22 protein-coding genes are annotated in these 20,851 nt (G+C 38.6%); 7 read left to right on the top strand and 15 right to left on the bottom strand.

What is annotated here, in order from left to right; translation table 11 throughout:
- Window positions 1–53 precede the first annotated feature (53 nt).
- The 7 genes from V7D18_RS00990 to V7D18_RS00960 form a co-directional block, all read right to left on the bottom strand.
- Window positions 54–1,883: a collagen-binding domain-containing protein gene (locus V7D18_RS00990; RefSeq protein WP_426150572.1), complete on the bottom strand. Its 1,830-nt coding sequence runs from the start codon at window positions 1,881–1,883 to the stop codon at window positions 54–56.
- A 159-nt stretch (window positions 1,884–2,042) separates the two neighbouring features.
- Window positions 2,043–3,389, bottom strand: a complete 1,347-nt coding sequence (locus V7D18_RS00985) for a DEAD/DEAH box helicase (RefSeq protein WP_426150570.1) — start codon at window positions 3,387–3,389, stop codon at window positions 2,043–2,045.
- Between the two features lie 41 nt (window positions 3,390–3,430).
- Window positions 3,431–3,592, bottom strand: a complete 162-nt coding sequence (locus tag V7D18_RS00980) for a hypothetical protein (RefSeq protein WP_170313601.1) — start codon at window positions 3,590–3,592, stop codon at window positions 3,431–3,433.
- A gap of 172 nt (window positions 3,593–3,764) precedes the next feature.
- Entirely contained in the window at window positions 3,765–4,514 is a 750-nt protein-coding gene (locus V7D18_RS00975) for an ABC transporter permease (RefSeq protein WP_426150566.1), read from the bottom strand.
- Window positions 4,507–5,421 carry an ABC transporter ATP-binding protein gene (locus tag V7D18_RS00970; RefSeq protein ID WP_426150564.1) on the bottom strand — a complete coding sequence of 305 codons (915 nt, stop codon included), beginning with the start codon at window positions 5,419–5,421 and terminating at the stop codon, window positions 4,507–4,509. Before V7D18_RS00970 ends, V7D18_RS00975 begins: the two co-directional genes overlap by 8 nt.
- 148 nt (window positions 5,422–5,569) lie before the next feature.
- A complete protein-coding gene (locus tag V7D18_RS00965; protein WP_426150562.1) occupies window positions 5,570–6,229 on the bottom strand; it encodes a dihydrofolate reductase family protein in 660 nt (219 codons plus the stop codon).
- Window positions 6,230–6,325: 96 nt separating this feature from the next.
- Window positions 6,326–7,279 (bottom strand): helix-turn-helix transcriptional regulator, encoded by a 954-nt coding sequence (locus V7D18_RS00960; protein WP_426150560.1) that lies wholly within the window; start codon window positions 7,277–7,279, stop codon window positions 6,326–6,328.
- 364 nt (window positions 7,280–7,643) lie between these two features.
- Here V7D18_RS00960 and V7D18_RS00955 point away from each other — a divergent pair, with 364 nt between their 5' ends.
- The 5 genes from V7D18_RS00955 (at window position 7,644) to V7D18_RS00935 (ending at window position 10,414) form a co-directional block, all read left to right on the top strand.
- Window positions 7,644–8,516 carry a substrate-binding domain-containing protein gene (locus tag V7D18_RS00955; protein ID WP_426150559.1) on the top strand — a complete coding sequence of 291 codons (873 nt, stop codon included), beginning with the start codon at window positions 7,644–7,646 and terminating at the stop codon, window positions 8,514–8,516.
- A 343-nt stretch (window positions 8,517–8,859) separates the two neighbouring features.
- Window positions 8,860–9,249 carry a DUF2089 domain-containing protein gene (locus V7D18_RS00950; RefSeq protein WP_426150557.1) on the top strand — a complete coding sequence of 130 codons (390 nt, stop codon included), beginning with the start codon at window positions 8,860–8,862 and terminating at the stop codon, window positions 9,247–9,249.
- A 60-nt stretch (window positions 9,250–9,309) separates the two neighbouring features.
- Entirely contained in the window at window positions 9,310–9,753 is a 444-nt protein-coding gene (locus V7D18_RS00945) for an SHOCT-like domain-containing protein (protein WP_426150554.1), read from the top strand.
- The gene (locus V7D18_RS00940; protein WP_426150552.1) at window positions 9,743–10,054 is read left to right on the top strand and encodes a hypothetical protein; all 312 of its coding nucleotides are present in this window, start codon (window positions 9,743–9,745) and stop codon (window positions 10,052–10,054) included. Before V7D18_RS00945 ends, V7D18_RS00940 begins: the two co-directional genes overlap by 11 nt.
- Window positions 10,055–10,075: 21 nt before the next feature.
- Window positions 10,076–10,414, top strand: coding sequence for a phage holin family protein (locus V7D18_RS00935; RefSeq protein ID WP_426150550.1), 339 nt, complete (start codon window positions 10,076–10,078; stop codon window positions 10,412–10,414).
- A 13-nt stretch (window positions 10,415–10,427) separates the two neighbouring features.
- On the opposite strand, the gene V7D18_RS00930 is transcribed toward V7D18_RS00935, so the two are convergent.
- From V7D18_RS00930 to V7D18_RS00900, 7 genes are all read right to left on the bottom strand, one after another.
- Entirely contained in the window at window positions 10,428–11,540 is a 1,113-nt protein-coding gene (locus V7D18_RS00930) for a PQQ-dependent sugar dehydrogenase (RefSeq protein WP_426150548.1), read from the bottom strand.
- Between the two features lie 55 nt (window positions 11,541–11,595).
- Window positions 11,596–12,534, bottom strand: a complete 939-nt coding sequence (locus V7D18_RS00925; protein ID WP_426150546.1) for a transglutaminase-like domain-containing protein — start codon at window positions 12,532–12,534, stop codon at window positions 11,596–11,598.
- A gap of 71 nt (window positions 12,535–12,605) precedes the next feature.
- On the bottom strand, window positions 12,606–13,910 hold the full coding sequence (locus tag V7D18_RS00920) for an MFS transporter (protein WP_426150543.1): 1,305 nt from the start codon (window positions 13,908–13,910) through the stop codon (window positions 12,606–12,608).
- Window positions 13,911–13,932: 22 nt separating this feature from the next.
- Window positions 13,933–14,871 (bottom strand): GNAT family N-acetyltransferase, encoded by a 939-nt coding sequence (locus V7D18_RS00915; RefSeq protein ID WP_426150541.1) that lies wholly within the window; start codon window positions 14,869–14,871, stop codon window positions 13,933–13,935.
- 373 nt (window positions 14,872–15,244) lie between these two features.
- Window positions 15,245–15,604, bottom strand: a complete 360-nt coding sequence (locus V7D18_RS00910; RefSeq protein WP_426150539.1) for a DUF2085 domain-containing protein — start codon at window positions 15,602–15,604, stop codon at window positions 15,245–15,247.
- Between the two features lie 14 nt (window positions 15,605–15,618).
- Window positions 15,619–15,906, bottom strand: a complete 288-nt coding sequence (locus V7D18_RS00905) for a zinc ribbon domain-containing protein (protein ID WP_426150536.1) — start codon at window positions 15,904–15,906, stop codon at window positions 15,619–15,621.
- A gap of 230 nt (window positions 15,907–16,136) precedes the next feature.
- On the bottom strand, window positions 16,137–17,156 hold the full coding sequence (locus V7D18_RS00900) for a PA2928 family protein (protein ID WP_426150764.1): 1,020 nt from the start codon (window positions 17,154–17,156) through the stop codon (window positions 16,137–16,139).
- 565 nt (window positions 17,157–17,721) lie between these two features.
- Between V7D18_RS00900 and V7D18_RS00895 the strand changes: the two genes are divergently transcribed.
- Complete coding sequence (locus V7D18_RS00895; protein WP_426150534.1) at window positions 17,722–18,084, top strand: BlaI/MecI/CopY family transcriptional regulator; 363 nt, start codon at window positions 17,722–17,724, stop codon at window positions 18,082–18,084.
- Window positions 18,085–18,086: 2 nt separating this feature from the next.
- Complete coding sequence (locus tag V7D18_RS00890) at window positions 18,087–20,129, top strand: M56 family metallopeptidase (RefSeq protein ID WP_426150532.1); 2,043 nt, start codon at window positions 18,087–18,089, stop codon at window positions 20,127–20,129.
- A gap of 3 nt (window positions 20,130–20,132) precedes the next feature.
- On the opposite strand, the gene V7D18_RS00885 is transcribed toward V7D18_RS00890, so the two are convergent.
- On the bottom strand, window positions 20,133–20,708 hold the full coding sequence (locus V7D18_RS00885) for a TetR/AcrR family transcriptional regulator (protein ID WP_426150531.1): 576 nt from the start codon (window positions 20,706–20,708) through the stop codon (window positions 20,133–20,135).
- Between the last annotated feature and the right edge of the window lie 143 nt (window positions 20,709–20,851).

The following is a 20,851-nucleotide window of genomic DNA, read 5'->3' as shown; positions in this document are numbered from 1 at the left end:
GGGTATTTGAGCATATCAATTTCCCGATTGCGGCAGCTTTCAAAACATATAAATTAATCAATCATAAAACTGGCTACTCCGATATTATTCAATGTAATGATTGGCTTGCACCAGAAAGTATTCCAGCAGTTTTCGGATAACCTCACTTTGAGAATATAACATCCTTCATAAGGAACTGCAAATTCAAAGCAGCCACAGCCGCAGATCCTGGCACAAAACAGCAATGTTTCAACATCATTACATCTCTTGTATAATTTTACCTCCCAATCATGAAAATCACCGCAGCGGCATCCCCAGATGCATCCGGAGATGATGCCTGGTTTAATAAGACACTCCTGGCAAACAGGACATGGTACTGGCTTCGGACATACAGGACAAATCGGGCAAGGCTCTGGTTTCGGGCACACCGGACATGCCGGACAAACCGGGCAGGGCTCTGGTTTCGGGCACACCGGGCATACCGGACATATGGGACAGGGTTCTGGTTTCGGACACGCCGGACACGGCTCTGGTTTCGGACACACCGGACACACCGGACATGCCGGACACGGCTCTGGCTTCGGACAAACCGGGCATGCCGGACACGGCTCTGGCTTCGGGCACACCGGGCACGCCGGACACGGCTCTGGCTTCGGACACACCGGGCAAGTGGGACACGGTTCTGGCTTCGGACAAGGCGGTGGCACCGGACAAGCGGGACAGGGCTCAGGCTGGGGACAAGGCGGTGGTGTCGGACAGGGTGCTGGAGCCGGGCAGGATACTGGCGGTGGACAGGGTACCGGTGCAGGACATTCCGGACACACGACAGGCTGTTCCTCCTCTTCCGGCAATGTCTCAGAAACATCTGGTGACACAGCCTGACACATCACGCCTCCAACAAAGGGGTAATAATGAAATTCAAAGCCGCTGGCAGCATCTACAGCAAATGATCCCAATGCAGCGTTACCGCTTACATGACCGCCTGTTGGGTGCGCATGGAACATTGCCTGGGGTGCCAGTATGCTTCCCCATATATCAGAAGATTTTTCCATATAAATATTAGTTGCGTCCTCAAACACATATAAGGTCCGACTGGCTTTACTATTTTCCCCATAAACGCCATATTGCAGGTGAGCATTGGGACCCGTTTTCAGCCTTACAATAACCGTACTTCCCTCGGGAACTTCCGCACGGATTCCTTTGTTGATCAGACCGTTTGGTCTCACATCAATCAGAAATACATTCTGAACGGGGTTATTTCCCCTTAATATCCATTCGTAATTATTATCTGTAACACTTCCATTTGGGGTCAAATCTTCAATACAATTTTTATAGTATCCGATGCTCTCCTTTGCATCACGGAAGAATCTGGGGATATCTGCATTTATCCTGCCTGCAGGTATATATCTTGGAACATCATAGCTGGAAATCAAATAGTGATTACCTTTGTCTGATGGTGTCCAATACTGGCTGCCGCCATTGGCCTGATATAAAGTTTTAAGTTCTTCTGTCTGACCCGCCTTTCCACTTTTTCCAATTAAGTAGGTACTTCCCTTACCAGCACGGAATCCGCCGCCGACAACCGTATGGCCGACAATAACCAGTGGTTCGCTCATCGCAACATTGCCGCCAACCAGAAATCGGACTAAATCCGGTGAGTAATTAGCATCTCTGGTGCCTTTGTCTCTGGCAAAACCGGCCCCAAATCCTCTTGGGCTGTAAAAGCTTCCGCCTATTGCCACAGGTCCTTCAATGTCCACAATGTTATTGGCATCGTTAAATACAATAACATTAAATCTGGAGGCTGGACCAAAAGGCTGACCTTCTATATCATACCAGTTTATATTATCATAGGGTAATCCAGCACTCACCATTGTTGCGCTACTATAACTACTACCATCCATATAAACTCCTGTAAACTGCTCCGATTGCATTTTTATTCTCAGTTCATTTTATTCCTATGGAAATGGTTCTGTGCGGTATTTCAGCAATTAAATCAATTATCTATAGGATGGGACCAGCAAACAGAGGTATCAGGATTTTAGTCCCGATACCTCTGTTTTTTATCTGCTGCTTTTTCTTTTTGTTGAAAAATTACTATAGCTTTTTTTCTCTTTTAATGTTCCATCAGCTGTCATTCGATATTTTTTCTTTATGGCTGAAGCCTTTTTTGCCGTTAGCGGTTGTAATGGCTCTCTCAACTGGGGTTTCGTTCTCTCTTTACGTCCTGTATCTCTTTTGGGCTGTGTGGTTTTTACCGCCGGGAAGTTATTTTTTAATGGAAACGGGTGGTCTTTTACCTCTGTTAGTTTCTTACCAATTAATCGTTCAATGTCCTTAAGCTGTTCTTTTTCATCAAAATCACAAAAGGATATTGCCGTTCCGCCAAGCCCTGCCCTGCCTGTACGTCCAATCCGGTGTACATATGTCTCCGGAGTATCCGGCAGATCGAAGTTTATGACATGGGTTAATTCATCGATGTCGATCCCTCTGGCTGCAATATCTGTGGCAAGTAATATCCGCAGCGTTTTATCTTTAAAACTGCTTAATGCACGCTGACGGGCTCCCTGAGATTTATCGCCGTGGATTGCCTGGGCGGTCACATTACTCTTTGCCAATTGTTTTATCAGGCGGTCGGCTCCATGCTTGGTACGTATGAACACCAGCACGGATACGATATTTTTATCTTCCAGGATGTGCAAAAGCAAATCCTTTTTATTGCATTTATCCGTATAATACAGATACTGGTCAATGGTATCCACAGTTGACGATACCGGAGTAATTTCTATTTTCGAAGGATTTTTAAGAATTGTATCGGCCAGTCTGGCGATATCCGGAGGCATTGTAGCCGAGAAAAATAAAGTCTGTTTTTTAAGAGGTGCTTTCGCAATAATCTTTTTAACATCATTTATAAATCCCATATCCAGCATACGGTCAGCTTCGTCCAGGATGAGTATTTTTAAGTGATCAATACTTATAAGCTTCTGATCCATAAGTGCCAGCAGCCTTCCCGGTGTTGCTACCAGGATATCCACCCCTCGTTTCAGTTCTTCCTCCTGTGGCTTTTGAGATACTCCACCAAAGACCACGCAGCTTTTTAAACTGGTGAATTGACCATAAGTGTTAAAGCTTTCGTATATCTGCAGAGCCAGTTCTCTGGTTGGTGTTATGACAAGGGCTCTTATATTCTGTTTTGCTGTACGAGGTGCCTTTTCACTGCTTAGAAGCTGAAGGGTCGGTATTGCAAATGCAGCCGTCTTTCCCGTCCCTGTCTGGGCGCACCCCAATAAATCTCTGCCTTCCAATATAACGGGTATTGCTTTTTCCTGTATCGGTGTAGGTATTTCATAACTTTCTTTTTCCAATGCCTTAATAATATCAGGCATAATATTTAAATCTTTAAATTGCATGAATTCTCCTTTAAAATCTTTATTGTGTAACTTCCCCCCATTTACTGTGAGATTTTATGGGTCCTTGTAAATTCAATTCCAATATTCTTATTTCTCTTTTCCACTTTACCAGAACCAATCTTCTTTTCGGCCTGTAAAAAAGAACCCTTTGCCTTCTTCTCTTCCAGGAATTTTTTCATTTTTTCTATATCGTTCATTGACATCTTATATTCCTCCAATCACTTATTATTCCATATATTGTCTTCCAAAGGTAAAGGCTCTATTCTTCAAGAATAGAGCCTCTAAAAACGTTCGAAAATAGTTACCTATCTATTGTGCCAGTATACAGAAATTCCGGCTGTTTGTCAAGTTTACCTTCTTATCCGCTTAATTTCGCTATTTTATATCCTCCTTTTTAAAATGTTGAAATGTTATCAAAAAACCGACAACTGATACAACAACGATAATACCAGACACCAGAAAGTCTGGATATCCCGTACTTTGTATTCTCCCTTCCATAATAAGGCAGGTTGCGGTCCATGGGTATAGCGCCCCTATATCATGATTTAAAATAGCCGCACTTCCCATAACAATGACCGCTGAGGCAATCATTGGTGCAACCATCCCCTTTGTTTTTTCGGCTATAAAAGCAAAGGGTGTAATCGTTAAATATAGCAGTGTATTACCCATAAGAAACTTGCAAAGCCATTCAGATATAACTGTAAAAAGGAATCCATCCATGCCTATGACAGCATGATAAAGTCCTGAGAATATTAAGATCCCCATCCATGTAACAAGCGTAAGCATTACGGACCAAAGATAAAGTACAATAAATTTGCCCGTTATAAAAGCCATTCTTGAAACTGGTATCGGCAATATGGTTTTTATACTATTCTCTGTATATTCTCTGCTGAAAAGATAAGAAGTAATAGTCACATAAATAATCATATTGATTAAAATCATAATATAAAGCAGGCTATCGCTATAGATGTTTGTTAATGTTACGGCAAGCTCCGGATTCTCAAAATGAGTTTGTAATGTTTCTGCCAACATCATACATGGAGTTGCCATTACCCCTATAATGCTGATAATCAGGATTTTTGAACGCTTTAGTTTCAATAATTCACAGTAAATAAGATTAAGCAATGCCGCCACCTCCAATCAGGTCTGAAAAGTAATGTTCTAGTTTTTCTGCTTTCACATCTATCTTTTTTACCAACAGGCCATTCTCCACAAGCGTTTTGTTGATTTCACCGCTGTCATGAGTAAAATCATATACTCTAACAGTTTGGTCGTATACCAAATCTGTAATGTGATGGCAGGTTTTCAAAAGTTTTATTGCTCTTATGGGATCAGATACTTCGATTTCTATATATTGGCGGCACCGTTTGTGTAATTGTTCCATGGTAATCTCCTCTATCAGTCTGCCCTCATTCATTACCCCTATTATGTCTGCAAGCTGTTCCATTTCACCTAAAATGTGGCTTGAAATTAAAATTGTAATGCCTTTTTCCATGCACAGCTTCTCTAAATAATTACGTACTACGGCAATACCAACCGGATCAAGTCCGTTAACAGGCTCATCCAGAATTAACAATTCCGGCTCATGCATAACTGCTGCTGCTATTCCAAGACGCTGCTTCATACCAAGAGAGTAGCTGCCAAAGGTCTTTTGCACTTCATGCCCAAGTCCTACTGAAAGAAGGGCTGATTGCACGCATTCTTTTTTATATTGACCTCTAAGCCTTGCCATAATTTCTAAATTTTCTTTACCTGTTAAGTTTTCATAAAATCCTGGTGTCTCAATAATAGACCCAATTCTGCGATAAACTTCTTTAGGATTATACATATACTCTTTATTGAATAATTTAATATATCCATCTGAAGGTATAACCAGATTTAAGAGCATGCTCATAATAGTAGTTTTTCCTGCACCATTTCTTCCCAGCATACCATAGATTTTACCTTTCGGAACATGAATATTAACATTGTCTACAACCATTGATGTTCCATAATATTTTGTAAGGTTTTCTGTTTCAATAATATATTCCATATCTGTTTTTCCTTTCCTTTCTAGCATCATGCCTTCTGCATAATCACAAATTTATTATCTATCGAAAATTGATTAAAACAAGAAACCTGTTCTCACAATTAGAAAAAGCTCCGACACTTTTCGTGTCAGAGCCTAAACTTGGCCTGTATTAATGGAAATGATTTACAGCATATCTCAAATGTAAGCAGCCTTGCTCAACAATTTTTGATTCTTGCAGTTCCAAATTTAATTTTTCAGATAACAGAAGATCTTGAAACAAAGGCTTTTCTTTATTACCTGTAAGACATGGGGATATCACAAGACTGATTTCATCGATCCATCCGTTTTCTAATAATTTACTGGTTAATCCACCACCACTGTCTGTCCGCATGCATTTACAACCATATTGTTCATACAAAATCTGAAAGGCATTTTCATAGTCTACATAATCATTCCCTGCCACAATATATGGATAATGTCTTTCCTCTAAATACTTCAAATATTCCTTTGGAGTGGCGGTTGATACTAAAATAACAACTTCTTTCAAATATCCCAGATTTCTTAAACAGTGAAGATTTCTTAAGATTCCTCTGCTGTCAGGTATGACTCCTATTGGCCTGGGATCATCCGGACTTATAATAGCTTTTGTAAAATCATCCGCTGTTTCGACAGGGTATTTCTCAAATGCTGTAAATACAGTATTTGACCCAAACAGCACCGCGTCTGATTGAATTTCGCTGGCAACCTGGTAGTAAACTTCCGGATTGTCAAAACCTTTAATGCTCCCATCAAGGCTGATTTGTGCATGCATGATTAATTTGGGTTTCATATTTGTGAATTCTCCTTTTTTATAAAAGAATATCACACCACAGTGACAGCTGTTTGTCAGCAGGAAAAATAAAAGTTGTAAAACATACAGATTTTCTTAAATCAGGCTGCGACAATGATTCATAATTTGTTCCCAATGTTTACGAATTATGCACTTTAATTCACCCGGTTCTACGATTTCTATGTCTGATTCATATTCAATCAGCTGCTTTCCCAATATCTCAAGAGAATCTGTCTGAAATTTTATTTCAATCTTACTCCCAAGGTCAGTTTCCTCAAGAAAGCCTGGAAAATACCTGTTTTTAATAGAGTTGTATGTCTTCCCTTTTTCAATTCTAAGAATAACTTTATGCAGTTTTTTATATGAAAGCATCTGCTTTAGTATTTGATCTACGGAATCAGTATGGCTTTGGTAAAATTCTTCTTCTATATGAATACTTATGATTCGGTCTACCCGAAAATTTCTATATTCATTTCTAAGCCTGCAAAAGGCTATTAAATACCAGTATTGTTCATAAACCCCCATTGATACGGGCTCTATCATTCTGAATTCCGGCTCTTTCCTGTCTGATGCATGATATTGAATGGATAATATCCTTTTATTACAGATTGCAGTCTGAATGGTTGCAATAATGTTATCTGCCAAGGTGTTTTTTGGCCCGTTTGTACTATACACATTGGTACTGCTCTCCAATTCCTGCGCATAGTCTTTATCGCTATATTTCAAAATAGATTTTATTTTATACATAGCAGAAGCAAAATTCTTTTTGAATGATTCATCCCCATAGCTGTCTAAAAATTTACCCGCTGTAATTAAAGCTCCCACTTCCGTTAATGTAAACATTACCGGAGGAAGAAGAAAGCCCTCTGCCAGAAAATACCCTTTCCCAGCTTCTGAGCCAATCGGTATTCCAGCTGCTTCAAGAGTTCTGATATCTCTATATACGGTTCTAAGGCTTATATTAAAGCGCTGTGCAATTTCTTTTGCTGTAACAACCCTTTTTGTCTGCAATTGTATAAGAATAGCGGTCACTCGGTCAATTCGATTCATAACCTGTTCTCCCTTTACGAAATTGTTTTAGATTTTTCCTTATTTATTTCTTTTAACATTATCTACAGCAACGGAAATCATAGAAATATATAAAGATAAAAGTATATTTAAATTATAACGCATTCCAAAAATAAAAGAAATTAAAAACAACTAACGATTGATTTATACCATATAACATATTATTTTCTAATTTAACATATAAATAAAATAAGAACTATTAGTGCTTCAAATTTCAGCCTGCTGAGACAAGTAGTATTAATAGGAATTATAGATACGGGAATTGATTACACAAATCCGAATTTTAAAAATGCGGATGGCCTGATTAAGAATTAATCGAATTTATTAATATAGGAGATTTATAGAAATGAACCATATAGTAAATGAGAATTATAAAATTTATTTAATAACCATGGATAAAAGTGATCAATTCTGGATGGTTATGGATAATGGTGCCAGAGAAATGGCTTCTATGTTAGGTGTTACCTATAAATGGAACGCCCCCTTAACGAGAAATGTAAATAGACAAATTCAAATATTTAATAATACTGTAGTAGCAGGAGCAGATGCAATCATGTTAGCGGCGAGTGATCCTTTAAAGATTTCAAGAGCAGTTGAAGCAGCGAAAGAAAAGGGTGTAAAAATCATTTATGTTGATGCACCAGCGTTAGAAGAAGCAGTCATAACCTTAGCTACAGATAATTATACAGCTGGCAGGATAGCTGGAGAAAATATGTTTTACGAATTAGAGAGGGTTGGTGTCACATTTGGTTCAATAGGAATCATCGGGGTTACTCCTGAAAACAGGACAACTGTAAATCGGGAAATGGGATTTCGCAATTATTTTGAATCGTTTGGCAGATATCAATTATTAGAAACAATATATACAAATGGTGTCCCGGAGTTAGCAAAACAGGCAACGGAAAAATATATAATGGACAATCCCAATCTTGTTGGTATTTTTTCAACGAATGAAGGATCCACGTTAGGGATGGGGTACGCTTTGAGAGAAAATGATATAAATATTATCGGTATTGGATTTGATATCACAGAGACAATTCAGGAAATGATAAGAGATAATACAATAAAAGCTGTAATGGTACAAAATCCATTTACAATGGGCTATCTGGGTATGGCTCAGACAGTTGCTGCATTAAGGGGATTAGATACAGGTCCGAAATTTATTAATACTGGAGTAAGTGTAGTTAATATAGATACGCTAAGTCCAATATTATCATAATTAACTATTATTGAGAAATAAGAGAATTAAAATTACTCCTGTAGAAAAAATCGTATTATCAGTGATCATAATCTGGATTGGTATTGTATAAACTTTATGTCTCAGGAAATAAAAAGCTCCGTTCTTAAAATGAATTAGAAAAATAATTCATTTTAAGAACGGAGCTTTTTCTGAATGTTGTATTTAGCCTGATACCCCTGCAAAAAACGCTCTCAATAATTAAATATTTCAATTAATACATTGAATATATTTATTTTCACATTAATAATATCAATTTATATATTGACTTCTTTTAATATTGGTAGTATATTGTAACAGAAAGAACAGAAAGAGGGAATCGTATATGAAATATAAAGCTCCAGGAAAATGCCCTGTCTGCGGAGAGAAACTTTCCATTACAAAATTAGGCTGTCCCAAATGCTCCACTACCATTGAAGGTGACTTCCAACCCTGTGAATTTTGCCGTCTTCCTGAAGAGGATCTTGAGTTTACAAAAGTATTCATCAAATGCAGAGGCAATATCAAGGATGTTGAAAAAGAACTGGGTATCTCTTATCCAACTGTCCGCGGTAAGCTGGACTCGGTGATCAGAGGTCTTGGTTATGAGGTTTCTGCCAAAGAAACTTTAAAAGAGAACAACGACAAAGTGAATACCAGGAACGTAATCCTTGATCAACTATCCAAAGGAGAAATTACACCGAAAGAAGCGACGGAAAAGCTAAAGAATTTATAAGCCGCCGTGGTATCAATCTAAATCAGAAAAAGCATCATATTATATAAGGGAGGTTTTATCATGAGTGAACAACAAAAAATATTAGAAATGATTGAAAAAGGACTGATTACAGCGGCCGAAGGGATGGAGTTATTAGATGCACTAAATGTTACAAATGAATCTGTTCCTGAACAGACAACAGCAATCACAGGTGCTGCTAACCGCAAATATAAATTTTTAAAAGTCAGAGTAACATCTGATAATAAAGCTGTGAACGTTAGTGTCAATGTTCCCTTAAGGCTGTTAACTACCATAGGAGAAATTGCTGATAAAATGACAGCTATTATACCGGAGGATGCCCGCAGAAATATGGAATCAAAAGGCGTCAATATCTCGAATATTGATTTTACAAAGATAATTGAGGAAATCATCAACGGCACCCTGGATGACCCCAGCATCGTGGATGTGGAAGCATGGGATGAGGCCAGTAAATCGATGATTATGGTGAAGGTTTATGTTGACTAAGGTATTACGCATCTTATGGGTTAAAGTGAATATTAGCGGCGATAAGCATTTCTATCTTAATTTACCCATATCTTTGTATGCTTTTGGCGAGCTGCTGGACTGTGTAACGGACCTGTTTGATGTGGTATGCTTCTTTGTGCCCAGGCAGCAGTTAACAAGCTCCTCTTCCTTCCCGGTTCATACATTAAGATCACTGATGAAAGGGTTGACCAATCTGATGGATTCGCTGGTTTGCAGCGAGTCTTATGAACTTGTAAATGTTGACGTTGAAAATGTTAAGGTATCCGTTAAAATCAGATAACGCTTATCCTATGGAGGTACTATGTCTAAACTTTTATCAAAATATATATCCATTGTTGCAACAATCTATCTGTTATCCTTGGCTATTGATTCGATTACGATTCACAGCATTCCTGCCCTGCTTGTTTTAGGCCTGGTATTATTAATAGTTAACATGTTTATAAAACCTTTCATTCTGCTGCTTACCCTGCCTTTCAGTATGGTAACCTTCGGGTTGTTTACCTTTGTTGTAAATGCCTGGACCATTATGATAGCAGACAGTCTTGTATCCAGTGTGAATATGGGTGGTTTCCTGAATTCCTTACTTGCTGCGTTTATTATAGCAATATTACAGCATATACTTACCGATAAAAGTAAGTAAGGTAATGCTGTTATTACATGCGGGGTACCAGCCTGAGGATTTTATCATCCTGAGGATTTGGAACTCCCCTGCCATCCATGTTGCTGGTAGTAAGATATATGGAACCGTCCTTTGCCTGATAAGCCTCCCTTAACCGTCCGTAATCGTCCCGCAATAACCGTTCCATATTAACCACTTGTGTCCCTGATTCGTCGAACGTGATTGCCAGGAGCACACTTCCCCGGAGTGTGGATACCATAAGCTGGCCGTTCCGGGGACCACCGGTTACGAAAACCATTCCTGCAGGGGCCCAGGTATCATCCCCGCTTTGTATAACAGGATTAATAAAATCATATCCCTGCATTTCCTCGTCACCTGTAACCAAAGGCCAGCCATAGTTGCCGCCCGGCAGTATGATATTAATTTCATCATGAGCTGTTTCACCATGATCCGAGGCATATAGTATATCTTTATCATTCCAGGCCAGGCCCTGCGGATTTCTGAGTCCCAGAGCATAAACCGGTGAACCTTGAAAGGGGTTATCAGGAGGAATACTTCCATCTGTTCCAATCCGCAGGATTTTACCTGCCAGACTGCTTACATCCTGTGCAAGATTCCGGTCACCGGCATCTCCCACAGTTATATACAGGTAACCGTCGGGGCCAATTTTTATCCTTCCGCCGTTATGGAACCGGCCTGCCGGAATTCTGTCCAAAAGAATCTCATCCACAAATGCTGTATCTCCCTCAATGCGCATGCGTACCACACGGCTGTAAACCTCGCCGTTTTCATTATAGGTATACATAAGATAGATGTATCCGTTTGAAAGAAAATCCCTGTCTAAAGCAAGACCCATAAGCCCGCCCTCTCCGGTACTGACAAAAGGTGGACTGAATGCATAGACCGGCATTGGATTTAATATCCCGTTTTCTATGACACGCAGATTTCCGCTGCGCTCCGTAAAGAACATCCTGCCGTCTTCACTGATATCCACTGCCCAGGGTATCTGGAGGTTTTCTGCAATAATCTGAATCTGGAATGAAGAATTCTGAGAGTTAAGTATACCATTCCGGATATAATCCTTGTGGCTTAATGTGATAAAACACCGGTTAATCATGACCTCTTCCTTAATACTTATTACGGGCATCGTTGCCGCATTTTCCTCACATTATATGTAAAGGAACAGAAATATGTGCGAAGTTTCAGTTCTTCTCCCCTAAACATTCAGCAAGCGTTTCATTATCACCATCACCTACAAGCGGACTATTGATAATCCGGTATTTTTTCTTTGTATTCCATAAATAAACTAATTGCTTAAAGTTACCATCAACATCAAGCATCAGTTTTGCTAATTCATCAATTTCCTGAATATCCTGCCTGCCTAACTGTTCAAATTTGTTATCGAAAAACCATGGCTGGAATGAAAATGTCAGTTCATTATTCATGATTGCATGAAAATCATAGAACAAATATCTTAATACAGCCTTCAACGAATTCGTCCTGTCTGCATCTGCAAAAATAAACCGCTTACCGTCAATAGAGCCATCCCGAATCTGTAACCACACTTGTGCAGGCCAGTCAAACTTATTTTCAGGTATATCATACTGGTCAAATCCAAGCTCGCTTTTATCAAAGAAAGCATCTGCATCAAATGTAATCCAACGTTTACGCTTATAGTCCCAATACTGATTAATCCAGTGATCCCAGCTTTCATCTTTTATGAAATATGGTGCAAAACCCGCACGAGACCTGCATGGGATTCCTTTTGCTTTAAGAATTGCACTCATAAGAACTGAGACATATCTGCAGCATACAACAATTTTATCCTCAACCCTTCTGTGCCAGGTAAATCCCTTCTCATCAAGCCGCAGCAGTTCAGCCGTCATCGCATTAGAAGTCAGCAATATATCATCTTCGCACCGCATCCTGTACCATGGAAAACGAGTCATATCTCCATATATCAAGTCGTGGTTTGCATTTTTATTACCATCTCTTAACGTAACCCGGTGTATCACCTGGTTGCATATCAGACTGCCTAATTGTGTTATATCATCCGGCAAGCTTCTATAATAGTCTTTGTAATTCCCGGCATAAGTATATGTACCTGTTTCCATGTAATGTTTTAGTATCTCTGCATTCATCTGTGCCACCTCCGGTATAAGAATAACTGGTAATTTAAAAGATTTCCTGTCATTCTTTGCCCGTAAATGTCTTACCTGCATCCTTTAGTGCTGCCGTCTTCTGCCTCATTTTCATCAGCAAATTCAGGATCACGGATTCGTCCAACAATAAGAATCGCTATGATATAAATAGTAAATGTAAATACAAATGGAAGACGGCGGTCAATGCTTGACAGCCAACCGGCAAAATAGCCAAAGGGCGATGCAAATGCAATGGTAAAGGACATAATCAGAGCATTAATGCGAGCCCGTTCTCCAGGGTTAATATTCAGCTGAAGCAAGGCGTCTTTTCGAGGCATTACAAGGGCACTGGCTACCGCTCCGACAAAGACATAAATAATAATAAACACCATACTGCGGGAGGGAGTCAGTATCAGTAGAATGGAGCACGCGGCATATAACACCAGGCCGATCCACATAGGTATCCGGAATTTCACAGATTCCAAACGATGTTGTATTCCAATCATAAATAAAAGCATCACAGCCGCATTCAGAATCGGGAAAAAAGCAAGATAGCGGTTTTCTATACCCAGCCTTTGTGTTACATACAGACTGAAGAAGCTGGTACTGACAAGGTTTGCTATATGTAATATTACAGAGACAATCAATACTTTCATAATCTCTTTATTCATCAGCACTTTGGGGATTAAATCCTTGTATTCAAACAGCAGCTTTAAAACAGAGTGATCTTTTGTTTCAGCCATACGAATCTTTCCCTGCCGGGTTTCCTCACAATACCGAAACGTAACAATCACCTTAATCAGCATATTGAGAGCAAAAACAAAATATAAAACACGGACTACCGGAACTACGGTGAAGGAATTAATCAACAATCCTGAAATTGGTGCAAAAAAGATTGCAATCAGACCGCCTATGTTCACCCAGGTATAGATTCCTATTAAATCTTTGGAATCAGCATCTTCAATCAGCAGGCAGTACCAAGCCGTCTGATTTATCTGCTCAAAGCTGTTAAATAAAACTGCGGTTAAAAAGAACCAGAAGTTATCTGAAACAGCCCATATCAGACAGGCAACACTCCAGCCAAAGAAATCCCCCATCATGGTTGTGAATTTGCGCCCCAGTTTATCGGTAATAATTCCTCCGAAGAAGGAAAAAAGTACCTGAACAACCATAGAAACAGACAGAATCAACCCGATCTGAACGTCCGTTATCCCCTGGGTATACATATACAGGGTAGCAAAAGGTGCAATCAGATTATACGGAATGCCCCAGAGAGGCTCCATCAAAATCAGTGTTCTTGGATTTCCCCTGTTATGTTTTAATAATTCAATTAGTGGATGTTTCCACAAAACTTTTAATTTTTGTGTAATGTTCACTTGATTCTCCATTTAAAGTTATTTACTTTAACTCAAAATAGTCCATAACTGACGTTTCCTGAAATCCGCAGGATTTGTAAAGGCTGAGAGCTGTCGCATTTTCGGCCGCAACCTGAAGCATAATCTTTGCCGCATTTGCATCTTTCAATTTTTCTACTGCATGAGTCAGTACTGCTCTTCCAAATCCTTTTTTGCGTTCCTCCGGCAAAACGCCCAGCCCATAGATTCCTCCGGTTCCCCCCTCAGACATCTGTAAGTTCACCTTTCCGATTATCTTGTCATCTTTTTCTGCAATATAAATCGTCATACCCCGTTTTTCTTCCTCTTCCGGCAGAAGGATATCACCATTTAAAGTATCCTCATTCTCTTCCACTGGATCGTCGCCAAAATAAATTGAGTTTTGCCTGGCTATCTCTAAAGCATCTGCATTGGACGCTTTTCGGAACGTGATGCCAGAGGGTGCCTGCTTTTCCATTGCTTCATAAATTTCATCGTTCAGATACATCTCAAACTCGGAATATTGATAGACCGCTCCCCCCTTTTCTAAAAACTTCTGGCCTGAAACAGACTTTTTATCACACAAACCAAGAATACAGCCTGCGTTCCTTCTCCTGCATTCCACCATAACCAATTCATACAGTTTTGAAAAAATTCCCTGACGCCGATAAAGGGGGTGTACCATTCCGGTAATCTCAAACGGCTGTGACATGCCTCCAAAACAACAGATTCCCATGTATCCGATTAATTCCCCTCCATCAAAGTACAGGAATTCATTTATATCGGAAATGCCAGTTTTAGACGTGCTGTTTTCAGCATCACTGAGTTTATAGTCAAGTTCCAGTTTCAGAGTGATTGAATCGTTTTGTGCACATTGTGTCTCAAGATTATGAATCAGTTCATAATCTTTGCGATTGATACTGCTTTTCAGCTTAATAGAGGGTTCCTCTATTGTTTTTCTCATATACAGTTCTCCTTCCAGTTTATACGAATATTTTTTCTTTGTACCATTATATCATAGATGCTCCATTTTCTTTCATTAAAACGGAATGAATGTTGTTGCTGTGGGGGATATTTTAAACAGGAACCGAATTTATAATAAGAACTAAGAATATTTACAGAAAACCAATACAGAAGATCTATTGGTCCGGTATGACAACGTTTACAAACTTAAGAAACGAGTAAAAGACAGGTTAGAACACTGATACAATGTGGTAATGTCTATAATTTGCTGAAATATAACTCCCCAGCAAATCATGCCTTATCGTTTTCGTATCCGTCCCTGCCTTTTTTATTTTCCCTGATATGGATACAGGACATTATACCAAGTTTCTGTTTCAAAGCATTTTTGCGAAATGATATCCATACCAATATGTAGCGATAATACTTGTTACAAATAGATAAAAGAGACCATACCCAAAAAACAAACCCGTCAGAAATCTCCTGATGTTGGTGCTTTCGTATGTGGTTAGTAATTGAATTCCACCATCAATTATCATGGGAATCAAAATTAGTACGGCATATAAAATTTGTGGGTGATATATACCATAGGTCATTCCTAAAATTAAGATCCCCACCAATTCACCGGTACATCGTGCACAAATAGGAAACTGTCTTCCATTCAGAAAAAATGAACGTTCCGCCCTGCAATGGCATCCAAAGAAAATTGGAAGCCATCGGTAAAAAAAACTACTCATACAAGCCGCCAGGTTTAATAACCCGCCACTGCACCCATAATTCCAAGACCAAACATTAATGCATATATCACAACGCTTAAAATGACACTAATTAAAGCACCTAAACCAGCAGCTTTTGCAGTCTTTGGTTTCGTACCTTTCCAAACAAGAAACAGGATTAATCCCACGAGTGGAATACAGCATCCTAAGAGTCCCCAGCCAAAACCGCCATTATCAACCTCCTGAGGTGTCTGAGCAACTCCGCAATGCGGACATACAGCTGCTTTGTCATCAATTTCTTTTGCACAATTTTTACAATACATCTTTTGTATCCTCCATTTTTTAATTTATTAGAAACATATTACATTTCTTCTAATAATATGAAATATATCATATATCATGTAATTATTCCATAATGTTTTGCAATTTTATTTAAAAACGTCAAAATCACTATTTTTTTCTATGTTTACGCTTAATTCTATAGCAGCCAGCATGATTCCGTTTGTATGTATTTAACTATGAAGATGCAGGAATGGAAAGAGCAGGAAAGACTTTATTTTAATTTATTCCAATGATATTGATAAACATATTCGATATTTCCGTTTTCCTGCCTTAATTTATATAGGTTTCCATTAGAAATGATATAAAACCAATCGTCTTCCTTTGATATCGAAATAGAATTATTCATCATGCCAGAAAAATTGTACTCAATTGGCGTAGTCCATTTTATGGAATGCTCGTTCAACGAAACCAAAGAAACACTTATTTTATCATCATTTCTCTTTTGATGGTAGGAAATGAGAGCTGTTTTCCTATCCTCTGCCCATAAAATGTTCACATCCAGCAAATCTGAATAATAAGTGGTACATGCTTCTGCAACCCACTGCAAATCCTCACTTGACAGCCCGCTGATGTTGTTTGAATAAGAAAACCGTTCGGACAAAATCTTCTTATAATCAGGACTTTCTGTTACTGAATTATTAACCATATCCACTTTATAATACTTGCCGTCTAATGCATATATATATAATTCATCTTTTGAAACAAGGTAATAATCATTTTGATTATAACTTAAATTGTCTTTCAACTCTGGAAATCTTTCTACCCATTCTTTTTCTGTAATGTCTACTTTACCTGATTTTGGATTTATAAAGTTTAGCACCTTTTTTTTATTATTTACAATAAGAAGTCCATTGGTGCTTTCCCCTATGATATACTCCTGCCAGCCGGATAAACGCGTCCAGCACTTACTCCCATCCTTTAAGTCTACTGCAACAAGTGTAAATTTGACAATGTTTGTTGTAATACCATGTTCTACCCCGTTTGGAAGCACCATTCTCATCTTATTAATTGCTAACATATTATTACCTTCGCCCACTAATATGGTGGGGGATTCCAATTCTACCCTGACATTACTTAACCCACCGTTAAATGTGATCAGTACAAACGAACCGATCAGAAATTCCGAGATAAGAATTGAAATAACGCCCCAAATTGTATCTTTTATATTCTTTTCTCTCTTTAAAATCTTCTTTACACGTTTTCTTAGAAATAATAAACAGCTGACAATCATAACCGTGTAAATAATATACAGGGTAATATCCTGCATAAACCAGCCATTGGGAATCCAGTTGAGAAAAAACTGTTTCCCAAGTAATAAAAAAATAATTTCACCTAATATAAAATAAATTAACAAAAGCAGGAACAATTTGCGAAAATAATAAAGTTTTTTTTCTTGTGCTGCATTCTTTATGCTCTTATAGGTTAACAAACATAATTGATATAAAGCCCAGACATACAACACTGTTAAGACTATATTATGAGTGAAATCCTCATTATAAAACCATGATGAAAAATAATTCAATTTGTATTTCTCCCTTATTTCATATTAGAACATCTAATTATTTCCAATATCTTCAAAGATGATTATTTTCTATTATATTGCATGAATCAAATATTGAGACGGAAATTAAACTGATGTTCAATTACAATTATAACATAAGTCACAAATTTATGAAATAAATGTAATACTATTATCTAATGAGACAAACCGCATTCAATTTAATAAAGATTGACTCCTTTGTCTAATCATGTTAGACTAAGTTTAGTCTAATGCTATTAAACAGGAGGATTGACCAATGGAACAATATAAATTAGGTGAGATGGAACAGAAATTTGCCGACATTATTTGGGCAAAAGAACCTGTCACCTCCCGCGCTCTCACAGAAATATGCGAAAAAGAGTTTTCCTGGAAACGCACCACAACCTACACCATGTTAAAGCGGCTGTGTGAGCGTAAGATATTTGAAAATAATAACGGCACAGTCACTGCACTGATGTCCAGGAATGAGTTTGGAGCTGCACAGGGAGAGCAGTTTTTAACCGATGCTTTTGCTGGCTCACTCCCACAATTTTTGGCGGCATTCACCCGCCGGAAAAAGCTGAATTCTAAAGAAATCGATGAAATACAGCGTCTGATTGATGAATACAAGGAGGAATAGTGATGCTTGAAAGGGTATTTTTACAGATATTAAATATGAGCTTCACAGCAAGCATTGTCATTGCTTTTGTATTGGCTGTAAGAATGCTTTTGCAAAAAGCGCCAAAGGTATTCTCCTATGCGCTGTGGTCGGTGGTTCTGTTTCGTTTGATTTGTCCATTTTCTTTTGAGAGCGTGTTTAGCCTGTTACCCACAAAGGCAAACCCAATCTCACAAGAGATTATCTATATGCAAGTACCAAAAATAGATACGGGTATTGAAGCGATTAATAATTCTGTTAATGTGATTCTCCCTGCAGCAACTTTGCAAGCCAGCGTGAATCCATTACAGACTTTGATATTTATTGGTAGTCAGCTTTGGTTACTGGGTGCTGCAGCGTTGCTGGTATATAGCCTTGTTATGCTGTTCCGTCTGAAAAAATACTTGCGGGATGCCACGCTGTGTCAGGATAATATCTTTATTTCGTCAAAAATAGAAACGGCCTTTGTCATGGGCATTTTTTGCCCAAAGATTTATCTTCCCTCCAATTTAAATAAGACTGAACAAAGCTATATCCTGCTTCATGAGCAGACTCATATCAAAAGAAATGATCATATTGTCAAGCTTCTGAGCTTTTTGATTCTTTGCATTCATTGGTTTAACCCTTTTGTATGGATTGCATTTTACCTTAGCGGAAAAGATATTGAGATGTGCTGCGATGAAGCAGTTATTAAACGGCTGGGTAATGATGTGAAGAAGGATTATTCTGCCTCACTGCTGACACTTGCAACTGGCAGGAAAATTGTTGGCGGTACACCTCTTGCTTTTGGCGAAGGCGACACCAAAGGCAGAGTTAAAAATGTGCTGAACTATAAAAAGCCTGCGTTTTGGGTGGTTTTAGCGGCAATAATAACCGTTGTTTTTGTGGTTATCGGTTTGACAACAAGTCCAAAGAAGGTGCCAAAAGGAATGCCAGACACAGCATACCCGGTGGAAGATTTATGGAATGCCCGCACGAAATATGTGGGTGATAATTCAGCGGTTGGGAACCTGATTGGATTGCTGCCTGTTCCTATGGGTTTACAATATGATCATTTTGAATTACAAACTTCATCGCAGCCATATAAGGTTGAAATTGTATATTCTGTTCCAACAGAATTGCTTGCGGAATACGATAGGGAAAACTCATCCGCAGCCAATTCCTTCAGAGCAAATGCACTTTTCTTACTTGCTTTAATAGAGAATGCTGATGAAGTTCAAGCCACATTGACAGATGGAGGCCGAAAAGTTGATTTTACCAATAGCCGGGAATGGGCAGACCATACTGTAGACGGAGATGTACGTGACTATGCCAGAAGCCCTGAAAAATTACAGGAACTGATTGATTTCATCGGTTCAGGAACAACCGAAGAGACAGTTGAAGAAGAATATTCTATTATGAAACTTGGGAAAAATGGTGAAGTGCTTTTCAAATATTCTTCAGAAACCCAGTCACTTGCACGTGCAATTATTATGAATGCCGCAGTGAAATCTGCGGCATGGGAGGGTGTTGATATAACCACCTTGGAGGAATGCTATCGTATTCGCCAGACCTTTCCCCAAACCCAGGAGATCCATGACTTTTACGCTTATCGCCTAAAGGACGGTACAGCGGTGTTGCAATCTGGTGAAGTTGGGCAGTATAGCATTCTTTCCGATGATTTATATAAAACTCTGACAAAATACGTTATATCCCCCGATGCAGATGGTGATTCACTGTCAGTTAAAAACACAAATTACAATCTGAGTCTGACCGCCGGGGAGCTAAGGCATACCGAGGAGGTAGTCCGAAATTATTTTACAACTGAAGCACCGTATTATGAAGGCATAGTGTCCATAGAGCTTATGCCCGATGATGATGATCAATATAAAAATCCTGACATCGAGGGAAACTATGAGGCAGGCAATATCATTATCTACAAGGTGCTTACCGGCAGGGATGAAAAAGACCATAATCCTCAACGCTCTGTCAGTGTTGCAAGAGACTCAAAAGAGGCTGATTGGAAGGTTATTAACCAGGGCTATTGAACTTCACTTAAGTACATTTATCCCATCCCTGAGCATTTTTTTTGCTAAAAAAGCCATTTCTTCCGGAGATTCCTTCATTCCTTTTTTTAGCCAATCCTCAACTAAAGCGATGCATGCGGCAATTTGAAATGATGCATAATACTCGATTATTTGTTTTTTATCTATACTATATACTTCAGTCAAATTATTAATACTATGGGTCCTTACAGCATTCTTTACCTTATTAAAAAAAGTTATATTGCCATTATTTCCAGTTAAAACAATCACTGTATCTGCATTATTTGAAATAAAAGTAAATATATCGTTAAGTAAAAGAAATGGTGTATTTTTTAATTCATCAGGTGTGTGTTTATTTATCAAACTATTGAACTCTGTAAATAATTGGTCTTCAATTTGATCTACCATATCGTAAATATCTTTATAATGAAGATAGAATGTTCCCCGGTTGATATCAACTATATCAGTTAATTCCCGAACAGTGATATCCCTGATCTTTTTTTTCTGCATTAACTCGGTTAACCCTAAGAGAAGCTGTTTTTTGGTCTTTTTAACTCGTCTGTCTTCTTTTGTACTATCCACTAAAAAACCTCCTTAGTAAATAAGCATTTTGTATCGAATGTGTTGATATCTTGACAGGGAACATGGGGATTGATTATTGTATGGTTCCTTAACTCTCATTATAATAAACATTAGGTGTTTAATCAACGTATATCTAATTATTT

The organism is Lacrimispora sp. 38-1 (genome assembly GCF_049890855.1).
Taxonomy (GTDB): Bacteria; Bacillota; Clostridia; order Lachnospirales; family Lachnospiraceae; genus Lacrimispora.
This window is presented reverse-complemented; position numbering and strand designations above follow the sequence as displayed.